Origin of the sequence: Spirosoma panaciterrae DSM 21099 (assembly GCF_000374025.1) — a bacterium.
Taxonomy (GTDB): Bacteria; Bacteroidota; Bacteroidia; order Cytophagales; family Spirosomataceae; genus Spirosoma; species Spirosoma panaciterrae.
Map to the genome: position 1 here is coordinate 18,071 of NZ_KB893207.1, position 21,923 is coordinate 39,993.

General features: G+C 48.6%; 23 protein-coding genes. 21 read left to right on the forward strand and 2 right to left on the reverse strand.

What is annotated here, in order from left to right; genetic code table 11:
• The first annotated feature begins 285 nt into the window (after positions 1 to 285).
• The 16 genes from B153_RS0126260 (at position 286) to B153_RS36930 (ending at position 16,043) form a co-directional block, all read left to right on the forward strand.
• Positions 286 to 1,212: a hypothetical protein gene (locus B153_RS0126260; RefSeq protein WP_020599733.1), complete on the forward strand. Its 927-nt coding sequence runs from the start codon at positions 286 to 288 to the stop codon at positions 1,210 to 1,212.
• A 12-nt stretch (positions 1,213 to 1,224) separates the two neighbouring features.
• Positions 1,225 to 1,656 (forward strand): GPW/gp25 family protein, encoded by a 432-nt coding sequence (locus B153_RS0126265; protein WP_020599734.1) that lies wholly within the window; start codon positions 1,225 to 1,227, stop codon positions 1,654 to 1,656.
• Between the two features lie 100 nt (positions 1,657 to 1,756).
• Positions 1,757 to 3,616: a type VI secretion system baseplate subunit TssF gene (locus B153_RS0126270; protein WP_020599735.1), complete on the forward strand. Its 1,860-nt coding sequence runs from the start codon at positions 1,757 to 1,759 to the stop codon at positions 3,614 to 3,616.
• An 81-nt stretch (positions 3,617 to 3,697) separates the two neighbouring features.
• Positions 3,698 to 4,633, forward strand: coding sequence for a hypothetical protein (locus B153_RS0126275; protein WP_020599736.1), 936 nt, complete (start codon positions 3,698 to 3,700; stop codon positions 4,631 to 4,633).
• Between the two features lie 90 nt (positions 4,634 to 4,723).
• Positions 4,724 to 5,881 carry a hypothetical protein gene (locus tag B153_RS0126280; RefSeq protein ID WP_020599737.1) on the forward strand — a complete coding sequence of 386 codons (1,158 nt, stop codon included), beginning with the start codon at positions 4,724 to 4,726 and terminating at the stop codon, positions 5,879 to 5,881.
• A 112-nt stretch (positions 5,882 to 5,993) separates the two neighbouring features.
• Positions 5,994 to 6,923, forward strand: coding sequence for a hypothetical protein (locus B153_RS0126285; protein ID WP_020599738.1), 930 nt, complete (start codon positions 5,994 to 5,996; stop codon positions 6,921 to 6,923).
• 116 nt (positions 6,924 to 7,039) lie between these two features.
• Positions 7,040 to 9,610 (forward strand): ATP-dependent Clp protease ATP-binding subunit, encoded by a 2,571-nt coding sequence (locus B153_RS0126290; RefSeq protein ID WP_020599739.1) that lies wholly within the window; start codon positions 7,040 to 7,042, stop codon positions 9,608 to 9,610.
• A gap of 38 nt (positions 9,611 to 9,648) precedes the next feature.
• Complete coding sequence (locus B153_RS0126295; RefSeq protein ID WP_020599740.1) at positions 9,649 to 9,951, forward strand: PAAR domain-containing protein; 303 nt, start codon at positions 9,649 to 9,651, stop codon at positions 9,949 to 9,951.
• A gap of 42 nt (positions 9,952 to 9,993) precedes the next feature.
• Entirely contained in the window at positions 9,994 to 10,440 is a 447-nt protein-coding gene (locus B153_RS0126300; protein ID WP_020599741.1) for a hypothetical protein, read from the forward strand.
• A gap of 22 nt (positions 10,441 to 10,462) precedes the next feature.
• Entirely contained in the window at positions 10,463 to 11,824 is a 1,362-nt protein-coding gene (locus B153_RS0126305; protein ID WP_020599742.1) for a DUF5458 family protein, read from the forward strand.
• Between the two features lie 33 nt (positions 11,825 to 11,857).
• The gene (gene tssD / locus B153_RS0126310; protein WP_020599743.1) at positions 11,858 to 12,250 is read left to right on the forward strand and encodes a type VI secretion system tube protein TssD; all 393 of its coding nucleotides are present in this window, start codon (positions 11,858 to 11,860) and stop codon (positions 12,248 to 12,250) included.
• Between the two features lie 20 nt (positions 12,251 to 12,270).
• Positions 12,271 to 12,816, forward strand: coding sequence for a type VI secretion system tube protein TssD (tssD, locus tag B153_RS0126315; RefSeq protein WP_020599744.1), 546 nt, complete (start codon positions 12,271 to 12,273; stop codon positions 12,814 to 12,816).
• A 62-nt stretch (positions 12,817 to 12,878) separates the two neighbouring features.
• Positions 12,879 to 13,253 (forward strand): type VI secretion system tube protein TssD, encoded by a 375-nt coding sequence (gene tssD, locus B153_RS0126320; protein WP_020599745.1) that lies wholly within the window; start codon positions 12,879 to 12,881, stop codon positions 13,251 to 13,253.
• 18 nt (positions 13,254 to 13,271) lie between these two features.
• A complete protein-coding gene (gene tssD, locus B153_RS36925; protein ID WP_020599746.1) occupies positions 13,272 to 13,778 on the forward strand; it encodes a type VI secretion system tube protein TssD in 507 nt (168 codons plus the stop codon).
• Positions 13,779 to 13,781: 3 nt separating this feature from the next.
• Positions 13,782 to 15,578, forward strand: coding sequence for a type VI secretion system Vgr family protein (locus B153_RS0126330; RefSeq protein ID WP_020599747.1), 1,797 nt, complete (start codon positions 13,782 to 13,784; stop codon positions 15,576 to 15,578).
• A gap of 48 nt (positions 15,579 to 15,626) precedes the next feature.
• Positions 15,627 to 16,043 (forward strand): DUF3592 domain-containing protein, encoded by a 417-nt coding sequence (locus B153_RS36930; protein ID WP_020599748.1) that lies wholly within the window; start codon positions 15,627 to 15,629, stop codon positions 16,041 to 16,043.
• 91 nt (positions 16,044 to 16,134) lie between these two features.
• On the opposite strand, the gene B153_RS0126340 is transcribed toward B153_RS36930, so the two are convergent.
• Positions 16,135 to 17,196, reverse strand: a complete 1,062-nt coding sequence (locus tag B153_RS0126340) for a DUF3500 domain-containing protein (protein ID WP_020599749.1) — start codon at positions 17,194 to 17,196, stop codon at positions 16,135 to 16,137.
• A 220-nt stretch (positions 17,197 to 17,416) separates the two neighbouring features.
• On the reverse strand, positions 17,417 to 18,178 hold the full coding sequence (locus B153_RS0126345) for a TssN family type VI secretion system protein (RefSeq protein WP_020599750.1): 762 nt from the start codon (positions 18,176 to 18,178) through the stop codon (positions 17,417 to 17,419).
• Between the two features lie 163 nt (positions 18,179 to 18,341).
• Here B153_RS0126345 and B153_RS0126350 point away from each other — a divergent pair, with 163 nt between their 5' ends.
• From B153_RS0126350 to B153_RS0126365, 5 genes are all read left to right on the forward strand, one after another.
• The gene (locus B153_RS0126350; protein WP_020599751.1) at positions 18,342 to 19,178 is read left to right on the forward strand and encodes an SdiA-regulated domain-containing protein; all 837 of its coding nucleotides are present in this window, start codon (positions 18,342 to 18,344) and stop codon (positions 19,176 to 19,178) included.
• Between the two features lie 99 nt (positions 19,179 to 19,277).
• Positions 19,278 to 20,156, forward strand: coding sequence for a bifunctional 5,10-methylenetetrahydrofolate dehydrogenase/5,10-methenyltetrahydrofolate cyclohydrolase (locus B153_RS0126355; RefSeq protein WP_020599752.1), 879 nt, complete (start codon positions 19,278 to 19,280; stop codon positions 20,154 to 20,156).
• A gap of 100 nt (positions 20,157 to 20,256) precedes the next feature.
• Positions 20,257 to 20,403 carry a hypothetical protein gene (locus B153_RS38065; protein ID WP_169518498.1) on the forward strand — a complete coding sequence of 49 codons (147 nt, stop codon included), beginning with the start codon at positions 20,257 to 20,259 and terminating at the stop codon, positions 20,401 to 20,403.
• A 597-nt stretch (positions 20,404 to 21,000) separates the two neighbouring features.
• Positions 21,001 to 21,351 carry a hypothetical protein gene (locus B153_RS0126360; protein ID WP_020599753.1) on the forward strand — a complete coding sequence of 117 codons (351 nt, stop codon included), beginning with the start codon at positions 21,001 to 21,003 and terminating at the stop codon, positions 21,349 to 21,351.
• A 349-nt stretch (positions 21,352 to 21,700) separates the two neighbouring features.
• Positions 21,701 to 21,923, forward strand: a 223-nt coding sequence (locus tag B153_RS0126365) for a transposase (RefSeq protein WP_020596449.1), incomplete at its 3' end; no start/stop codon positions are given.

The following is a 21,923-nucleotide window of genomic DNA, read 5'->3' on the forward strand; positions in this document are numbered from 1 at the left end:
GTACTTATAAATCAGTAGGTTATTTCTTTGGATGGGCTTGCCCTAATCAATAAGCAGGGAATAGATAAGCCGTTGATCTTTCCCCTATTAGCTGGATTAATACTGTGCGGGCAACGGTAAGGAATAAAACCCGGATTTTTGCTCATAGAGACGCGTAGTTATACGCTATGACGCTGTCTGTTTAACGATTTATTTTGCTTGTCACTTCATCGGAGAACATCATGTTACCGAGCCGTGTAGACGGCTGATTGTGTGTCAGTTTTACCTCGTTAAATAACATGCCAAATGACTACTCATCGCCCGCTTCTTACAGTATCCTGTCTGGTGGCCAGTATTGCTGCCATACAGGCTCAACCCATTGCTTCCTTAAATGCCGTAAGGCGGTCGTCGGAGTCGACAGCCATCGAAAATGCTCCGCGTAAACCAAAGGCAACCGTCGAAGCGCCTTTCTACATTAAGCTTTACGGATTTTATGGACTGTTAACACCGGGTTCACAAATTTCGACCAGTTATACGTCGGGCCAGTCCGGCATGACCAATACAGGATATAAAAATAACACCACTGGCTTAGGAGCAGGCCCTCGGGCTGGTGTTGGCGTTGGGGTGATTGTCAGCGAATTTATTAATCTGGGTATCGATGCCGATATGCTTTTTGGCTCGACCTTAACCACCGAAAATAACTACAAAGGCTCCAACTATACCTCTACAGGAACGACCTCATCGACACTACGGGTATTGTCCATTACCCCCAACATCACCTTCAAAGCGCTCTCTCGTCCTGCCTATTATATCTATAACCGCCTTGGGCTGGTTGGTGGAATTGTTATGGATTATAAGACAACGTCGAACAGTTTGTACGCCCCAACGACCGGCGCCAGTACTACTACGCTTAGTGAGACCGATTACCGTCAGAATTCACTGGCTATAGGTTATCAGGCTGCCCTAGGAATACAGTTTCGGCTGGGTGAGAGCCTGCGTGGCTTCGCAGAGATTGTTGCCTATAACCAGTCGTTTAAGCCTAAAGAATCACTATATACCTCTTCCAGTACGAAGTCGGGTTCTACAACAAAGTCCAGCTACATCTATCAGTACAAGAGTGAGGGCGAATATTTCAACAGCAAACAGGATGGCCTGGATGTGTACCAGTCGCCAACCTATAATGTGGTGATGAATAGCGTTGGCGTTGGGGCCGGTATTATAGTCCGATTTTAAGTCACGGCTAGCATGTCACAACCTTATTATGCATTGCCCCTGCGTTTCGATGAGGTGTTGCAACATAAACCGCATCCTACCTGCTCGTTGCCACAATCCATTGCCCAGAATTTATACCTGATGCTGACAACGCACTTTGCGGAATCACGTTTCGATGAATCCTTTGGGTGCAGTTTGTGGGATGAAGATTTTTCGAATCAGGCCAATAGCCGATGGAAAGAAGAGGTTCGCCAATCCATCGAAGCGTCGATAGCCGAGCACGAAAAGCGACTCACTCAGGTGCGGGTGCGGGTTGATCTGAACGACCAGGAGATGCAGCTTGGACGGGTAAGCAAACGAGTAAAACGGCGGCTGACGGTCTGGATTGATGGCCAGTTGGTCCGTACTAATGAACAATTTTCGTTTCAGCGGAGCCTGTTTCTGGCTCCGCTGTCGACGGAGTAACCGATTTGTGGGATTCGGTTTGGAGGAACTACCAGGTGCGTTAGCCAACCTGAACGAAATCCTGTAAATGGAATGCCAACTACCAACTAACCCATACAAAATGGCTACCGATCTGGCTTCAGAAGGTTTTTCCCGCGAACGAGTCAAATCCCGGATGTTGCGCCGGGCGGCTGAGTTATGGGGGTATGCCGAAACCGATCTGGATAGTTTCGATCCGTTGGTAGCGTTGCTGATCGAAGCCTGTGCGATGGAATTTGAACGGCTCTCGGTCGAAGTGGGCAATACCCAGACTCGCCTGCTTGATCGGCTGGCGCAGGTGCTACACCCCGAACCCGATGTGGCACGTCCTGCTTTTGCTATTGCACAGACGCGTTCGGTAGAGCCCAGCGCCATGCTTTCGCCCGTTACCCAGCTTAGCTTCAAACGGGCTGGTGGGGCTCGGGCCGATGCCAATACGGTGCCCGAAGCTTTTTTTTCGCCCGTTGCTACGTGTCCGATTGTCGACGGGGCTATTCGGTATATGGCTACCACCGAAACCTTGTACCGGATCGATGAGGGCATTCAGAAAATACCCATTGCCCAGCGTCAGGGGGCGGCTGTATCCCTCTATCAATCCGTTTGGTTAGGTATTGACATCGATGGAGAGGTGGCTTCGCTGGAGGGGGTATCGTTCTTTTTCGACTGGCCTTCTGAAGTCGACCGACAGGCGCATCTGGCCATGCTGACAACGGCATCCTGGTGGCTGGGTGGGCAAACGATGCAGGTACGCCCAGGCTTACCGACCCATACGCTGGCTTCTTCGTCCGGTTCGTTGCTGGAGAATGAATTCAATGCTATGCACAAGGTCGAGAAACTGGCCATGGCTACCTATGAACGCCATTTTGCGACCGTTGAATCGGCCCCTTTGTTCTCATCCATACCCGATCAGCGCCAATCTTACCCATCAGTTTTCGCGAATTGGTTTTCGGAACGGGAGTTGCGTACACTCCGGGAGTCGGTTTGGTGGGTCGAACTAAGGTTGCCGCATACGGTTAGTGCGCAGGCGCTGGCAGGTATGGTTTGTGGAATCAATTGCTTTCCAGTTCTAAACCGACGGCTACACCGGATTACGTACCGATTGCAGCAGAACCTGAACATCATCCCCCTCGAAACGGATCGATGCTTCCTGGCGGTCCGGGATGTACGAACCAGCCAGAACCGCTCATTGACGGCTATTCCGCTGGGAAGTATGTCTGACGTTGAAGCTGAAACCTATACAGTTCAATATGGCGTCAGTCGGTTCGATGACCGGGATGCCCGGCAGGCATTGACCAATTTGCAGGATTTGCTGCGCGACGAAAGCGCTTCCTTTGCGGCATTGGGCGAGGATTTTCTGACGTCTGTTATCCGGGAACTGAATCAGGCACTGGCCCGGCTCGAAGCTAAAGTTGACCAGAATACCCGTAAACGAGATACAATTCCTTACCTGATTATCAAGCCCAAACAAACGGGCGAAACGGTTTTTATAGAGTACTGGACCTGTGATGGTGAAGCGGCTAACCGAATACCGATGGGTAGTCGCCTGATCCCTTACGCTGACAATAATCTTCGGAAAGAAGCTGGGTTTCTACTTACAGCGACTACCGGAGGACGTGAACGGTTGAAAGAATCGGAGAAAATTATTCAATACAAACGGGCCCTGTTGACCCGAAATCGGATTGTAACCCTGGAAGATGTTCGAGTCGTTTGTCAGGCCGAATTAGGTCATCATCTTCAGACGGTACATATCGAACGGGCCTACCGGATCGACCCATTACCGACCAATGGATTTCAACGGTGTATCCGGGTCAGTTTACAGCCCTCCGCCAGAAGTACCTATTCGGCTGCCGATTGGGAGCAGCAAGCCATCTTATTGAACCGCCATCTTGAAGCGCAGTCGGTATCGGCCTTACCGTTTGACGTGGTTGTGCAGCCGGGGTAAAGGCAGATGCAGGGCCTCCTATTCAGGGAAAACAGGGTTAAATAAAATGAATTCGTTGAATTGATTGCCAATCGAAGACGTATGAATGTACTCTCCATCTATGCCGACCAACTGAAGCACCTGCCTGTCGACCTGAAGGCTGAGGTAGTGCTGGCGGATATGCTCGAAGATGGAGTTTCACTCGATGAATTGATTCTGAATCCGCTTGGGCTTACCAAACGAGCGTTTGGGCGCGACATCAGCCAGACCAGATGGGCAGAGTCCCAGCATATGACAAAGCGGTGGTTGCAAATTGACCTGAATCGCAGCGGCTTGTACGATCTCCTGCCAGAAGGAGTTTTTCATCAGCCAACGGCGAACGAGGTAGCGACTTCCAAAGAGGTTATTCTGCGCGAAATGAGCATTCAGCGTGAGCGGGAAAAAGCGGCCCGCGCGTTTTTTCTGCCGTTTGAGCAGGAGTTTTTTCGCCAGCGGATTCGAATTGAGCAGGAGCAGCGGGCCTATCCGATTCACACCGATACCGAACAGCCGAATGAAGTGCTGAGCTGGTTCTGGAATCTGCCCGGTTTTCTGACCTCAGAGCAGGTGAAACGTCTCTTGTACATCTTGCCGCAGATACACCTTATGGTGGGCGATCTGGTGGCCATGACGGCCTGTTTCGAGCAAGTGCTTGAAGAGCGCGTAAGTCTGCGGCTTGAACCGGGCGGTACGACATTAGTCGAAGTCGATACGGCACCACTGGGTGAGTGGCAGTTGGGCGAAAGCTCCGTATTCGACGGGTGGCTCCGCGATGAGGAACCGCTGCTGCGTATGACCGTACATATCGACCGAACCGAGCGGGTGGCCTATTATCTGCCCGGCAACGATGGTCGCTGGATGATCGAATGGCTGGCGGGCTATCTGGTTCCGCTGGATGCTGCGGTCGGTATCGAACTGGACACGTCGGTTCTGAGCGATGCGTTTGTGCTGGCAGAAAACGAAGTATTTGGACGATTGGATTTCACAACACACGTATAATATGTATGATGTATGATATAGGATGTATTTAATGTACTCTGAATACATCCTATATCCTACATCATACATCAGTAACACGCCCTCTCTATTATGACAATACCCGAACTCTCGTATCTGCCTGTAAACTGGGTCGATGGCATGAAAATCGCCCGGCGCCATTTTACGGAATGGGAAAATTTCATGCACGACCAACTGCGGGATAGCCACGCTATGGGGCTGTCGCGGTTTCGATATGGTATTCTGCCTGCCTCGAATGCCCTCGACATGCAGATTCAATGTGATTACAACCAGAATATAAAAGTGCAGCTTCGCACCTGTCGGGCGGTTAGCCCACACGGAGGCCGAATCGATTACCACAACCCGACCGACTCGCTGACGTGTACAACCTCCTTTTCGACGTTGGCAGCCACCTATGGCTTGCAAACGGGCAAGCCACAAACGTTCGATGTGTTACTGACGGTCGATCCTTTCAAACGGGTACCGGCTGGTGAGCCGATCCTGACCGAAACCCCACCCCGGCATCCGCATACCCGTCCCGAATACCGACTCGATGTGGTGCCATCGGCGCAGGTACGAGCGGGTGAATTAAGTTACCAGTTGATTGTCGGTCGAATTCGGTATGGGAACGGTGAGGTTCAGCAGGACCCCGATTACCTACCTGCCTGTACATCGGTCTACAGCCTGCCCCGACTCCAGCAGTGGCATCAGCAATTTGGTAAACACCTCGAATCGCTGGAAACGAATGCGTACAAAATCTTGCAGCGTACCAAGGAGCGGGATTCGAAAAATGGATTGCAAACCAGCACCCTACTGATGGCTGAGCGGATTGTGTTTACGCTGGGCGACATCAGCACACGCTATAGCTGGATTGTACCCTATGAACCACCTGTATACATGGCCGAAACCCTTTTACGGCCTATTCAGGCGATGCGAGTAGTAATGACCATGCTTAGTGGACGTGAGCGGGAAGAGTTTATTGGTTATATCAGCGAATGGGCCGATCTGACGCCTGGGGCACTGGAGGCCCAACTGAATGCCGTTTTGCAATTACCGTATGAACACACAGAGCTAACCAGCCTGCTGACAGAGCTGGATACGTTTTACCGAACGGTTTCGAATGTGTTTTACAAGCTGGCTCAACTGGATTTTATTGGAAAACGCAAAGGGCAAAACGTCTTTATAATCGAGCATGAGGTAAAAGAAACCCCTCCCGAAAAACCCCGTTCGCGCTGGAGCCCGCTAGGGTAGAACCGCTAAATAAGTCGTTCTAAGTAGCTGTCTGAAAATAAGTTAACATTGATTGATGCAACTGTTTCGGTGGTCTGCCCGAAGCAATAGAAAAAACCTCTCTATATAATCGATGGAACCTCTCAATAAACCCGAACGCCAGCAAGCTTTCAGCCGATTTCTGGGTGTGTATTGTCTTTCGCTCAGTATTCCCCTACTGGCTGTATATCTTCTTTTCAGCGCACCAAATTATGTGCTGAAACAGGAAAACGCTCGTTTGACCGAAACCCTGAATGAGCAGACCCAAAAGCTGATGAAACCCATGGAAGGTGTAACGGCAAACCTGAAAACGCTCCAAACTACCGATCAGGCGTATTTAAAAGCGACCGATATTGAGAAGGGGAGCTTAAAAACACAACTCTCTGGGTTGGAGAGCGGTATTCAGCAGCAGGTAAATAGTCTGAAAGCCGATACGGTGCAGTTGAAGCCAATGAACAAGCAGTTGTCGCATGGGATCATCAATGCCTACGACGCCGTACTTACGTACCGAAATAGCATCAGCTATCTGCGTGAATTGCTGGAAAAAGAAGGGATCGATGCCAGCCAGATCGATAAACTAACGGCAGCGCTCACGCAGACCCGGCAGGAAAACGAAATGCTGAAACTCCTGGCGGCTAAATCAGCAGCGCCAGCGGCTGCTCCGGCTCCATCGGGTGGGGGTGGAAATGTTCCCAATTACCTATCCCAGTTTCAGGAATGTACGGGTAAACTGGTCGATGCCCAACGACGGATCAATGACCTGACTGCACAGTTGAAAGCGGCTGGCAGTACACCCGCCCCAACGGTATCGGCGCCAGCCTCAGGGGGCGTGTCACGAGCTGATGTGGAAATGGAAATCGTTGATCGGTGTGAGAAAAAGGCTGATGCTACAAACCGCCCACCGCTCTGGCGTCGGCCACTTTACGAATTCGCAGTAGAAACTCTGGAAAAAAATACCCGCCCCGATGCCCAGCAGCGCATTACGACCATCAATGCCAAGCTGCGCCGATTGGGTTCCGATTGACGAAAGTCAGGCATTGTCAAAGGTGGTCAAGCATTGTGACTTACCACTCTTGACCACCTTTGACAATGCCCGACCATCCCTGACTACCCTTGTCCCATTTCCTAAACCCTGTTCTGATGGCATATACTGAAGAAGTAAAACGGGCTATACAGATTGCCCAAGCCCTTTCGAAGGAATATCAGAATGAACTGTTCGCTCCGGCGCATCTGCTCATGGGCCTGCTCCACAATGAGGTAGGGCTGGCTTCGTGGCTGGGTGTACTGGGTCAGGATGTACCTTACCTGCGGGAGTGGGCCGAGGTGCGGATTGAAGCCAGCCCCAAAGCGAGTCGACTATCGACCAACCCACCGGGCGATGAACAGGTTAAGGCAGCTATGGAACTGGCTGATCTGGTGGCCATGCAGTTGGGCAAAACCCAGACCGACCCCGTTTGTGTGCTGGCGGCTTTGCTCAAGCCAGGGGTTGCGTTTACGCCGGAGCAATTGAAAAGCTTTCCCCTCACTCAGGCTGAACTAATGCAGGCGGCTCTGGCCGATGCCGATGTACAAACGGCTGTTGCCCCATCGGCTGCATCGGAGGGAGGGGCACGGGCAACAGGCGCAGCCAAACCCGCAGCCGAACAGGCATTACTCCGGTATTGTGTAGACAAGACCGCCATGGCTACAGAAGGGCGTCTGGACCCAATTCTGGGTCGTGACCGGGAGGTTAGAATGATGACCGAAACCCTTGGCCGGAGAACCAAGCCTAATGTAATTCTGGTTGGGGAGCCGGGCGTAGGGAAAACCGCGCTGGCCGATGGGTTTGCGCTCAATATTATAGCGGGGGATGTGCCGGGTCATCTGAAAAATGCCCGATTACTCGAACTCGATCTGGGCGCTTTAGTGGCAGGGGCTTCCTATAAAGGTGAGGTCGAAGATCGGCTGAAAAGCATCCTGAAAGAGCTAAAACAGGATGCCAAAATCATTCTGTTCATTGACGAAATCCATCAGCTACTCGACAGCCGGGGGCCATTGGGCACGGGTGTGGCCAACCTGCTTAAGCCCGAGCTGGCGAAAGGAAACCTGACGGTGATTGGAGCTACTACCCTTGATGAATACCGAAAATACATTGAAACCGACGAAGCCTTTAGCCGCCGATTCGATGTGTTGCGGGTAGAAGAACCCTCAGTTGAAATGGCGACCCGAATGGTACAGCGACTGGTACCGTTCTACGAAAATCATCATCAGCTTACTGTAGGGGCCGATGCCGTTTCGGAAGCGGTTAGCCTGGCCAAACGCTATAGCCGAAATCGTCGGCTGCCCGATGCTGCCGTTGACCTGCTCGACCGCACCTTGTCGGCCGTTCGGATGATCAGCGAACGAACGCCCGCTGAGGTAGCCCAACTGACCGAACGGCTTAACCAATTGACCAACTCGTTCGATGGAAACGGCTCGTTGAGCAATCTGCGCTATCTTCATCAGGAACTGGAAGCAAAAATTAGCCCGATTCTGCTGGCAAACCTGGCGGCAGAAAGTGAAGGGGATGATGAATCGGCGGACGACCCCTTTGAATCGGTTTCGGCCCTGGCCGAGCATATCCAGCAGAAACTATCCCGGCTTTCGGCCCTGACCGATGTGCCCAAAACGACCGTTGATCGGCAGGATGTAGCGGCTGTCATTTCGCACAAAACGGGTATCCCATTAGGTAAAATTCAAAGCAAAGAACGGGATAAACTGCTGGCGATGGATGAGGTGCTCAAACAGCGCGTTATTGGGCAGGACCATGCCGTAAAAGCCGTTGCCGATGCTATTCTGGAATCTCGTTCCGGGCTCACCAAAGCCGGGCAACCCATTGGCTCTTTCTTTTTGCTGGGACCGACCGGCACAGGTAAAACGGAACTGGCTAAATCCCTTGCCGATTTTTTGTTCAACGATGAGTCGTTTCTGATTCGGTTCGATATGTCGGAGTTCAAGGAAGAGCATTCAGCGGCTTTGCTGTATGGCGCTCCTCCGGGTTATGTAGGCTACGAAGAGGGCGGGTTGCTGGTGAATAAAATTCGTGAGAAACCCTACTCCGTCGTTCTGTTCGACGAAATTGAGAAGGCACACCCCTCGGTATTCGATATTTTCCTGCAAATTCTGGACGAGGGGCGCCTGCACGACCGGCTGGGAAAAGAAGGGGATTTCTCGGATGCGGTAGTGCTGTTTACATCAAATATTGGAAGCCAGCTCGTTATCCAGCGATTTGGTGAGGGGCAGATTCCGACCAATACCGAACTGATGGAAACCATGAGCCGTCACTTTCGACCGGAGTTCCTGGCTCGCCTGACCGAAATCGTGCCCTTTGCCCCGATTTCGGAAGAGAATGCCATTCGGATTTTCAACCTGCATTTGCGGAGTTTGACTGACCAACTAACCCGGCAGGGTATTTCACTCGATCTCACGGCCGAGGCCCGTCGGCATTTGGCACTCTCTGGCTTTACACCACAGTACGGTGCCCGGCAATTGAAAGGGGTTATTCGGAATCAGCTACGTCGGCCCATTTCCCGGATGATTATTGCGGGCGACGTAACCAAAGGCTCTACCATTCATGTCGATGTGAAAAATGAAGAGCTTCAATGGACGATAACTCATGAAGATACAACTGGCCAGGTACTGTCAGAAGTAGCCAGGGAAGGGCAGGAATTGACAGAGAAAGACCACGCCTGACCATACCTGACCATTCTTGACCACTCCTAAACTAAGCTATGTCACAGCCTGCCGCCCGCTTAGCCGATATGCACGTTTGCCCGATGCAAACCCCGGCTGTAGTACCGATTCCGCATGTAGGTGGCCCTATCATGGGCCCCGGAATGCCTACCGTATTGATTGGAGGGCAGCCCGCTTCTGTTGTAGGGGATTTGTGTACCTGTGTAGGCCCTCCAGACGTAATCGTGATGGGGTCGACGTCGGTACTGATTGGTGGGAAGCCCGCAGCCCGAATGGGCGACACAACCGCCCACGGGGGTAGCATTGTGGCCGGATGCCCCACAGTGCTGATTGGGGGTTGAGCTGAAAAGATTGATTTCTAACCGTTTAACTGCGTATACATTATGTTCGATTACGGAATTGGTGGGCAGGAGCGAAAGCTCAATGTCAGCGAAAGTATCGTCGATATCCCACAGAATAAAACCCTCCTCATTGAGAAATTGACGTCCGATCCGCCGGTTCGGCCCGAAGTGGTCGAGGGCCTGAAAACGGTAGGCGAAGTGTTTGCTCATTTCAGACCCGAAGTAGAGGTCGAATTTGAGACCGATGAGGGAGGCAGCACCAGCGAAACCCTTCAGTTTATGTCATTGGCCGATTTTGGCCGTAAAGGCGTCATTGCCCAGAGCGAGTATCTACAGGAGTTGAGCATGACATTCGAAGATTTTCAGCGCTATGTAAAGCAGTTGAAATCGAATAAAATCCTGAAAACGATGCTCGAAAATCCGGATGGGAAAGCAGCCTACATAGCCGCGATTCAGGCAATGATTCGCGAACTGGAAGAAGCGCAATAATCTGTACACCGAACAATAGACCATGGAAGCACAGGATAAACCACTCAAAACCAGCGAAAAACTCGCTGAAGATGTTCCCTCTCTCGAAACCAGTTCGGCCAAACTAGCCAAATACGGCGGGTTTTCCATTCTGGAAACGACCCTGGAGGGGGTTCAGAACCTGAATCCCGAAAAGAAGGCCCGAAAGAAGATTTTCCTTACCGAGCAGTCGAAACAACAGGAACGGGCGCAACTAAGTAAACGGCTGCAACTCATGCTCGACCTGCTCACCAGTGCCGATTCGGTAGCAGAGCTGGCCGAAACCGCCCAGACAAAGGCCGAAGCGGCCCAGACACTGCTGAGCGAAAACTTACGCCGAGCCTTCGAAGCCAGTCGCGGGCTGGAACAAGCCTATCGGTCGGTTGCCAGCTTTTACGCCAATACCGAACAGGACAAGGTGAAGAACGTCAACATCATGAATGCCGAGCCGGAGCAACTCACCGACCTCGACAACACCACCTTTATCGATGCAGTTGCCGAAGAGTTTGCGCGCAACTACGACCGGCTTGATCTTCGCGATAGCTATGCCCTGATGGTGTTGCCCGGTTATCTGGGGTCAAAGAAGGTGGTGGATACCTGGGCCCAGATTGCGTATAAAAACAAGGTAATGATGGTGACGGACTTCCAGCACCTCGATGCGCCCGACGATGTGGTGGACCTGTTCGAATCGGCTGACCTGACGGGTGGAGACGCCTATCTTTCCAATGTGATGATGACCTGCAACTGGCTGGCCGGACGCGGACGCCACCAGGACGTAGGCGAAGAAGAAGATCTGTACATACCGGGGTCGAGTGCATTGGCAGGCAAGCTATACGCTACGGTGATGTCGCAGGTATCGGCTGGGCGAAAGCATGGTTCGCTGAATGGAGCGGATGGCGTGCGGTTCCCGCTGAAGAAAAGCGAAATATCGACCCTCGAAAAAATGGGGCTGATTCCGATGGTAAACGAATACGGCAAGGTAATGCCTTTTTCGGCCAAGACGCTTTTCAGTGGCGATAACCTCGGTTTGCAGACGTATTCGGTTGTCCGGGTGTTCGATTACATCACCAAAGTGCTGATCGATTTCCTGAACCGCCGGGCGTTTGAGAATTTCAATTACAATACGAAAGCCGATATTCAGAAGCAGATCGTGAAGTTTCTGGACAATGTAACGGGGCCGGGTAAGCTCATCGAAAAGTTCAAGCTGTTGCGCTTTGAGCAGGACCCCAAACAGAAAGATCGGATATACCTCGACATTCACATGGTTCCTTATTTTCCCGCTAAAACGTTCCTGCTCAAACTCGACGGACAGAAGGGCGACGACCCCGATTCGGCCGAGTGGAAAGCAGATTATGATCAACAGTAAGGTCTTTTATTCACCCTTTTAACACTAGTTAGTATGGCTTCATTTAATGCCAAGTTAGAGATCGATGGCGTTAGCGATCCAATTGAGTTGAGAAAAGTTTTTGTCACCTGCCACCGCAAGCGGGATGCAAAGGGGCGGCCATCTTCGGCATCCAGGTGGGCTATTGCTGTCGCTATTGATACGGATGAAGATGGTACGTTTACGGAATGGATGGTCAATCCAACGATGCAAAAGACTGTTACCGTCAAATATTACAAGATCGACGAAGAAGGATCGGTGCTTAAGCAATGGACATTAAAAGATGCCCATTGTTATTCAATGATAGAAGGATTTGTCGCTGACTCGTCCATCCTTATGACCACGCTGGTTATTTCTGGAGCAGAAATAAGCAATGGAAATGCAACCCTGACCCATAACTGGAGCTAACCACAAGACCTTGTAACACTATGGCATACACAGCAAACTTAACGGTTGCCGGCCTCGAAGAACTGCCGATTTATGAATTTGCTATTTCGTTTCAACAGGCGATGGATAACAAGGGACGCCCTGCTTCCGGCGTATTTACAGGTGATATTTTTTTAATTGTAGAAGGGGGTAATGATACTTTCTTCGAATGGCTTTGTGAAGCTACCCGAACTGAAAGTGGCAAGATCAAGACCATCGACGATTCTGGAAGTACACTCGTTGAATATGCCTTTGAGAATGCCTTTATAACCGACGTTAACGAGAACTTTATTGATGATGCTATGGGCATTCGCAATGAGTTTAATCTAGTATCAGCAGAGGAGGATGATAATGGAAACATCGGGCATCGGGTTCATAATCAGATCCGGGGTAGAGACGAAAACTATCGCCCCTTGCTGGGTGCCTATGATACGGCTAGGGGCTTTCAGCGCCGTACGGGTAATGCCTACGTTACGTACTTCTCGTTATCCTGCGAAAAAATTCGGGTGCGGGATGTCGAACATGATAACCAGTGGGGGAAGAAGTAGCTAACCAGGTTGTGTCTGGAATGTGTTGATTTCCAGACACAAATTTTACTAATGAGTACGCTATGGCTTTTGAAGCAACACTAAATATTGACGGTAATCCCTACAACATCAACTGGATGATGCTGGAAGTTGGACGGAAGGAGGACCAGCGGGGCAAACCGGCTTCCCGCCCTTCCTGGGGGCTGGTGGTTTGCCTGGATGTGATGGACGATAAAACCATTAAAAACTGGATGATTGATCCGCATATGCAGAAAGATGGAAAGATTATCCTGAGCCGTATCGACGAATCGGCCACATTCAAGGAAATTGAATTCAAACAGTCCGTTTGCGTCAATTACTCGGATATTTTCATGGCTGATATGAACTACATGAATACCCGAATTTTGATAACGGGCGGAGAATTAGTTATTAACAAGGCAACCTTGCGCGTTACCTGATCTTTACTTCCAAATACTATGTCATTTCAGGCAACCTTAACGGTTGAAGGAAAAACCTTCAACGTATTGCAGTGCCATCATACGCTTTCTCAAAAATATGACCGGGGCCGCCCGACATCGGGGGTGCGGGGAGGTATTATCGTGCTCATCCTGGACGGTTCTGATGAGGATCTGCTGGGCGACTGGGCAACGGGGGCAACTACCAAAAAAAGTGGTGATATTACCTTCAACCGAACCGATCAGCAATCGACCTTGCAAAAGCTTGAATTTGAGGATGCTTACGCCACCATGTATAGCGAATTTATGTCGGCGGCTACCCTTAGTCATGCCAGTATTTCGGAAGATGTAGAAGACTTGATGAATACAGACGCTGGTCCGCATGATGATGACTATAAGTTGCGGTTAATCACCAATCGCAGACGGTTGATTCGGTTTGTTGAGCGCACCGGAAGTAGCTACTGTACCATGATCCGATTGTCGGCGGAGAAAATTAAGCTGGATGGTATCGACCATCAAAATACCTAGTTTATGGCGAAACAGGTTGTCCCGCATATTGAACTCGAAGGCGGTAAAGAACTCAAAAACGTTCGATCGCTGAGCATTGAGCAGGACTTGTTTGGCCATCATCAGTTTAGTCTGGCGGTACCCTTCGAAGATCTGGAAGATGCCAACGAGCTATTTTTCCATGAGTCGCACAAAAATGTTATCGGCAAAACGATTCAGTTCTCGTTTGACCCGCTGCTTGAAAAAGGGTCCTTCGATTTTAAATTTAAAGGAATCGTTACCGAACTCGCGCTTAAGAATACCAGCGATACCTCCAATGTGTTTGTATTGACCGGGTATGGTTTGACTATATTACTGGAAGACAGTCGGTTGCGTCGGGCGTTTCTTCAGTGTAATCTGGCCGATATTGTCGATAAAGTGCTGAGTCCGTATCCCAGTAACCTGCTCAAACGGTCTGTCAAGCCGAAGCATTCCGATTCGTTACGGTACGTGGTTCAGTACGACGAATCGGCGTTTGAGTTTCTGGCACGACTGGCGGCCGAGTACGGCGAGTGGTGCTTTTACGATGGACAGCAGTTGATTTTTGGCAAACCCAACGACCAGAAAGTAGACTTCAACGTCGATGGTATGCAGACCTTCGCCATGAGTCTGCGCGTGAAGCCCGCCAAATTTCTCTTCAACCGCTACGACTACCTGGCTGACGAAACCTACCAGAGCCATTCCAAAGACCAGAAGGTGGATGGGTTGGGGCAGTGGGGTGATTTCACGCTCGATGAATCGGAGAAGATTTTTAGCGAAGAATCGCAGGTGCCACTTCCCAAATTGGTGTATGCCCAAAAAGAACTGGACGATGTCACCAAAACGCAAAAGGCGATGGATGCCAGCCGACTGGTCGATTTTCAGGGCTTTGGCGAAAATCCTGACGTGTCGGTTGGGACGGTTGTTTCCGTAAAAGGCACACGCATAACGGAGCGAGGCTCGTCGGAAGAAAACTTTGGCAGTTATCGGGTTACGCACGTATCGCACACCCTGGACAGTAGCGGCAACTATTCCAATACATTTCGGGCCGTTCCCGATTCGGTTGCCTATCCACCTCCTAATCCTGCGTTCCGATTGCCCATCGGTCAGTCTGAACTAGCCAAAGTTGTCGACAATGAAGATCCGGAAAAACTGGGGCGAGTCAGGGTAGAGTATATGTGGCCGGGCGACAGTAAGGAATCCGACTGGATTCGGGTGGCCCATCCGTACACGTCTGATGGGGAAGGTATGCTGTTTGTACCGGAGGTTGATGCCCAGGTCATGATTGGTTATGAAGCAAACCTGGCCGAGTACCCGTATGTAATGACCAGTCTGTATCCGAAAAAAGACGGTGTAGACTATACGTATCGCGACAACATTCAAAAGACCATCCAGACCAAGGCGGGCAACAAGATTAGTCTGTACGATAAAGACGGTGATGAAAAAATTGAACTGACCAACGTTAACAAGAGTGATACCCGTATTCTCCTGTCGTTTGCCGACGATGGCAAGATCACCATCGAAACCCAGGGGGTTGTGCACATTGAAGGGAAAGATATTGAAGTAAAAGCGCAGAACAATATTACCCTCGAAGCACAGAACAACATTGAGCTAAAAGCCACCAACGAAGTCAAGATCGAAGGAACGGCCAAAGTAGAGGTCAAAGGGGCTCAGGTCAGTGCCGAAGCCGATGCGACAGCCGAAGTTAAAGCCAACGGGCAGCTCTCGCTTCAGGGTGCGCAGACCTCACTGAAAGGCGATGCCATGGTTGAGGTGAAGGGGGGCGTCATTATGCTAAACTAATGGACTTTTGCAACCGGACTGGCTGGTCCAATGTTAACAACAACTCGTATGGGCTATTTAATCACATTTTTGGTGGGTGCTGGCCTGCTCATCCTTTCTCTATCGAAGTTTTCCAAAGCCATCAGCCTCATTCAGTCAGGCCATAGGGTTATGGCTGTCGTCGATCGACTTGAAAAAGAAAAATCAAAGAAAGGATACACGTACCGACCCATTTTCAAGTACCACACCGTTAATGGTCAGGAGATTATGCATTCGTATATGTTTGCCGCTTCGCCCCCCGATTGGGAGGTGGGTGAAAAAACAACAGTTGTCTATAGCCCCAGCAACCCCGAAAATCCGGTTGTCCTGACGTATTTTGGCGCTTTCGGCTGGGCCGTCATCTGGCTGGCTGTAGCCATACCGCTCCTAATTGTTGGTGGTGGGTACTTTGTCGCACAGCTTTATCTGAAAACGTACGCCTTGTAAGCCTGGATACCATTCGTACACACCGCGAGGACGCTAAGGCGCAAAGATGTATAAACCTACTCTTTGCGCCTTAGTGTCCTCGCGGTGTATATTACTTATGGCTCTGCAAATAGTGCTGCTTCAATAAATCTTCACCGAATTCACTACCCTTTTCGCGCAGAATGGCGTGAATATGGTTGCCATCATTCTGAAAGCCTACGTTGTCATATTCGATCAGGAAGTCGGGACCGTTGATGATGTAATAATGAGGTTTATTGGCTTCCAGATTCCCTATCCAGGCAAAATAAACCTTATCAATACCCGATTTGAGAATTTTGTTGAAAAGCTGATGCGCTTTCTGATGCTCAAAGTTGTGGGTGTATTCCTGAATGAGCAGTTTCAGAAGGTCTTTCTGATCAGGGGTAAACTGGCTGGCGGCAATACCATAATAACTGGTGATGCGCTGGTTACTCTGCGGACTGGTAATAATATCGCCCGGTATTTTCTGTTGCAGAACCGCCACTTTCTTCTGCGTGTCGGTCAGGGCATTGATGAGCATAAAACCGTAATCTTCTTCCTTGCTGAGCACTCGCCAGCCAGCGTACTTTGCCGACTTTACCTCTGAGGGGTCGGTGCCAATAAAATACGGCGACATGGACACATGACGGCCGTCGCAGGTGAGATTCAGGGCAATATGATGGCCGCCAAAGTTTAACCCCCACGGGTCACTGGATTGTGGTTTACCCCATACGGAAATATAGTAGTTGCCATGTGCCCATTTGAGGTCCTGCATCATTTTGAGCATTTTCTGGTCGATTTTACCGCTGTCGTATGCCTGTTGGTAGAGCGTATTCAGAATATCGTCGAGCTGCATGATGCTCGTCGTTTTCAGATACCCCTGCGAACTCAGCATGGCCGATAGTACCCGATGGAAGGCCATCCGGCTCTGGTCAGAAAGGGAGCCGTATTGAATACCCGGTCGGGGAACCAGCCCTACAGGCAGGTTAGTCCATTTGAAGCGAAGACTGTCTGTAAAAGCGTACTGGGTTTTGGTTTGTTCGTCGGTGCTGAGCGTAGCCAGAAACCGATTTGTCGCGTCAATGAGTATACTACTGGATTGCGCGAAACTGATTTGCCCCACCAACAGGCAGTAGGTAAGAAGAAGTTGTTTCATGAATGGTTCGTAAGGTTTAGGTTTAAGACGTATTACGCTTGCTCGTTTGCCATTGTGTGTCGGATTCACAGGCAAGATTATGTAAAAATAAATAGAACGCCGATTATTATGATCACTATGATTTTCAGGAGTTTAGTTAATCATAGTGATCATAATAATCGGCGTTCTATTCGGCCGAACCTGATGAGTCAGATTCCTGAATGAATTTCAACTGTATTGATTACTCCGCTCGCAAAGCAATGATCGTGGCATTATCGACCAACTGGTTCTGGGTAAAATCGAGTGCCGGATCAAAATAAACCGGGCGCTTCCACCAGGCCGTTTTTTGGGTGAATACCCATCCATAGGGCCGCCCGGCTGCGTCGGTGTACTGGATAGGGCTATTGGGAGTTCGTTCGTTATAGTCGTTGATAAATACCAGAAACAGATCGCCCAGCGACATCGCCACCGGGGCTTTGGCCTTGAAATTGGTGTAATTCGAATCGGCAGGGGATTTGAGAAATTCAAACTGAATCACTAAAATCTTCGACAGATCAAGCAGATCCAGGTCAGGCATATCACCATTGATGGGATAATACCATTTTTTGTAATCGGCAGGAGGGATTTGTCGGTAATACTGATAAGCCTGAACGACTAAAAACGGAATCAGAAACGGTAACAAACTGGAAACGAACGGCCAGCGGCTGCCGAGATCACCTGTTTGCGTGTAGAGTAGGAGCGAAAAACCGATGCCTGCCAGCAGGATAAGTAGTGTGGTAACAAACCCGATTCCAAAGGTTGTCATCAGATTAGGCGCGAAGCGAGGACTGAGCCATACATGGAGTATACCAATCCCCAACGCAAGTACCTGGACCAGAATATAATATTGCTGAAAATTAGCACTCTCTAACGTACCGGCATAGCTAATTGCCCCCAGCAGCAGGCCAATTATTAAGCCGTAAAGAATCCCTGGGAATCGTTTTACGGAAGCTAAATTGGGCATTACAGGTAAATGGTATTAATCGTGGTAGAGCGGTTTTGGTTACTACTTGCAATATGGTCGAAAATTTGAAAGATCACACAAAAAAATCAGTAATGGGCTGATAAAACTGTTAGGGATTGTAGGAAATGGCGCATTTTTGTCACTTCTCAAATTCTGAACGACTATGAATCGTCTGATTATCGGCCTGTTGCTTTTGCTGGCAGGCTGTGGGCCCTCCTCCAAAAAGACGGATAAGCCCGAAGCCGAAACGCTCGAAACACCTTTCAAAATGCCCTATCAACTCAGCAAACCCGCTGAGAATTACACGCTTCCTAAAGAGCTGAAAGAAATATCGGGCCTGACCTATTTTAAAGATGACAAGTTGCTTTGCGTGCAGGATGAAGAAGCGGTCGTATACGTTTTCGATACGAAGAAAGGCAAAGTGACCAGCGACTATGGTTTTGGCGGATATGGTGACTTTGAAGGCATTGAATACGTAAATGATGAGGTGTACATCCTCGAAAGCAACGGCAATCTGTTTCGATTCAAGCCGGAGTCGAAGCAAATAGGCCGGACAAAGACCGATTTGCCCGAAAAAACCGAAGTGGAAGGCCTAGGCTATGACCCTAAAACGAAACGACTACTAATTGCGGTGAAAGAAGGCAAGGGCTCGGCCGATAAAGCCATTTATTCGTTCGATCTGTTGAATAAGGAGGTATTCAGGGATATGAGCCTCAATGATGAGCAACTTGAAGCCGCCGGTATTGATACGAAGACCTACAAGCCGTCGGGTATTGCCGTACACCCCATAACGGGCGATTGGTACATCCTGACCTCGGCCGGAAAACGATTGGTGATTACCAGTCGTCGGGCAAAAATCAAGTACTCCGAACCACTCGATCCCAAGTTGTTTCGCCAGCCCGAAGGCATCTGTTTTGCTCCCAATGGCGATCTGTTCATTGCCAGTGAAGGCGATGGGAAAAAGGGTTATATCCTGAAATTTGACTATGCAGGTAAGTGATTCCGGAGTCAGAAAACCGTAAACTATTCAACCTTGTTGCTGGTGAATACTGGATAAGGTGGTACTTTCGCACCAGATTTTCAGACCTTATTAATTCCTATGCAACTGTTAGACGGTAAACTCCTATCTTCTCAAATCAAACAGGAAATTGCGGCCGAGGTCGCTCAGATTCGTGAGCAAGGGGGCAAAATTCCTCATCTGGTAGCTATCCTGGTTGGGAACAATGGTGCTTCCGAAACCTATGTGGCCTCAAAGATGAAAAACTGCGAGGAAGTTGGGATGCATTCAACGCTGATCCGGTTCGATCCGTCGGTTTCAGAAGCCGAATTGCTGGATAAAGTTCGCGAGGTGAATGAAAACCCGGATATGGACGGACTAATCGTACAATTACCCCTTCCCGATCACATCAACCCCGATCGGGTTATGGAAACCATTAGTCCGGCCAAAGACGTCGATGGGTTTCATCCGATTAATATAGGCCGCATGGCCAAAGGCTTACCGGCTTATATCTCCGCTACACCACAAGGGGTACTGGAAATGCTCAAACGATATTCTATCGAAACATCGGGCAAGCATTGTGTGGTCGTTGGGCGAAGCCAGATTGTAGGGTTGCCTATGTCGATCCTGATGCAACGGAATACCTATCCGGGCAATTGTACGGTCACACTTACGCACAGCCGAACCCGAAACCTGGCCGAGATCTGCCGTTCAGCCGATATTCTGGTAGCTGCCCTTGGTAAGCCTGAATTTGTGACGGCCGATATGGTTAAGGAAGGTGCCGTCGTGATCGACGTAGGTCTGGAGCGGGTGCCGGATGCCAGCAAGAAAAGTGGTTTCGCCTTGAAAGGGGACGTGAAATTTGATGAAGTAGCGCCCAAAACGAGTTTTATTACGCCCGTACCTGGTGGAGTTGGGTTAATGACCATATGCTCGTTGATGCAAAATACCTTGAAAGCTGCCCGTGGAGAAATCTATTAAGAGTGCCTCAGGCGGTTCTTCTTTCTACGTTGATCGGTAGGTAGGATCTCTCTATATCATTTGTTATGCCCGACAGAATAACCCTCTGTCGGGCTTTTTTATGCCGTGTTTTAGAACGCTGCGGATTGCCTGGCTGCTATATGGCAACAGGAGTATAGCGCTTACTCGGGCGCGGCTGCATTGGAAGAATGCGGCCGGATCACTCCATATCTCGGTGCCGGAGATTGCTGATGATTATGTCTGGTAAGATGCTGATTTATAAACTATTATACTTTGAGATGGGAGATAAGGCCGGAACCTATCACAGTGGCAGATGTGCGGCTATCCCTGCATCCTATACTTCATCGATGCATACTTCCTAAAGGATTTGACTGCCCTAGTCACGAATAAGCAAGCGCAGATAGATTTGGCAAACTGAAAACTAAAAAAAAATGATACAGAGCCTGGTTTTATATTGATAAGTTGAAGAAAGAATTGATTTAATGGCAGTAAAAGATATACTAACTATCAATAATAGGTTGTGTAGTTTTATTCAAAAATGATAAAAAATTATTTTTTCTCACATCAGAATTTATTTGTGTATATAATGCACTTTATTTAAAAGTTTTTTAGATAAATAGTGTAATATAATTATTGTATTTTTTTGTTGTATGGATGTAAAAATAATTTATTTCTTTGTAAGAAAATGTTTTAGATTTAATACTAATCTATAGTTGTATTTTATTAATTACGCTTAATAAAAAAATAGATAATACTTAAAATAGTAAATAAAATTCTGTTAAATAATTCTTTTAATTTGTATTAATAAATCAAAAGAAAAAACCTCTTCGCACCCTCACTAATTATGAAAACAATTCAACAATTAAAAGCAAGCTCAACGGCTAATTTGTTAATTATGCAGGAACTAATTAATCAGGAGTTGATTCGTAGGCAACAACGCACGCTGGCTATCGATGAACGCCTGAAAATCCGTGATTTACCACTTAGGGCGGTAACCCGATCTACACTTCTTTTAGATGTAAAAAGGCATATCAATACAACAGGATCTGTTGATAATATCACAATTCAACATTTGCTGTATCAATTACCACCAGATTATTGGCAATCGTTCGGTAAATCGTATCCAAAATATTACATGGAACTAAAAGACGCTTTGCTACAGAAAAAAATTGATTTAAGACTATTAATTGAATAAATACTTAATTTTCAAACTAAAAAAGCCGATACATATCGGCTTTTTTAGTTTGAAAATTAAGTATTTATTTGAGAAATTTAAAAAATATATGTTTTAGAAACATTCATTACCTTTTTTTACGCATACACGATTAATTATATGAAAAAAAGTTAAATAATTAAATCATCTTTATGAAGAAAAAATAATAATTATTGATTTAATATATGATGTTCTATTTTGTGTTTTTTCTGAAAAAAATAATTTTTACTTGTTTCGATTCTATTTTATAAAGCTATTTTATAAGAGCTTGTTGGGGAATTGATAAGGACTGGTAGTCGAGTCAACTTTGTATCGACCAAGAAACAAAGTAATGACTAAGCAGTGGCAACCACTGACCGACTACCAGTGGGCAGCAATTTCGCCTTTTTTTAACCTTCAACGCAAGCGTAAACACCAATTACGTGCCGTCATGGATGCCATCTTCTGGATGTTACGCACCGGCTGTCAATGGCGAAACCTGCCGCCTAGCTTTCCGCACTGGCAAGCCGTATACTATTATTTTGACCAGTGGAAAAAGGCCGACTACTTTGAAC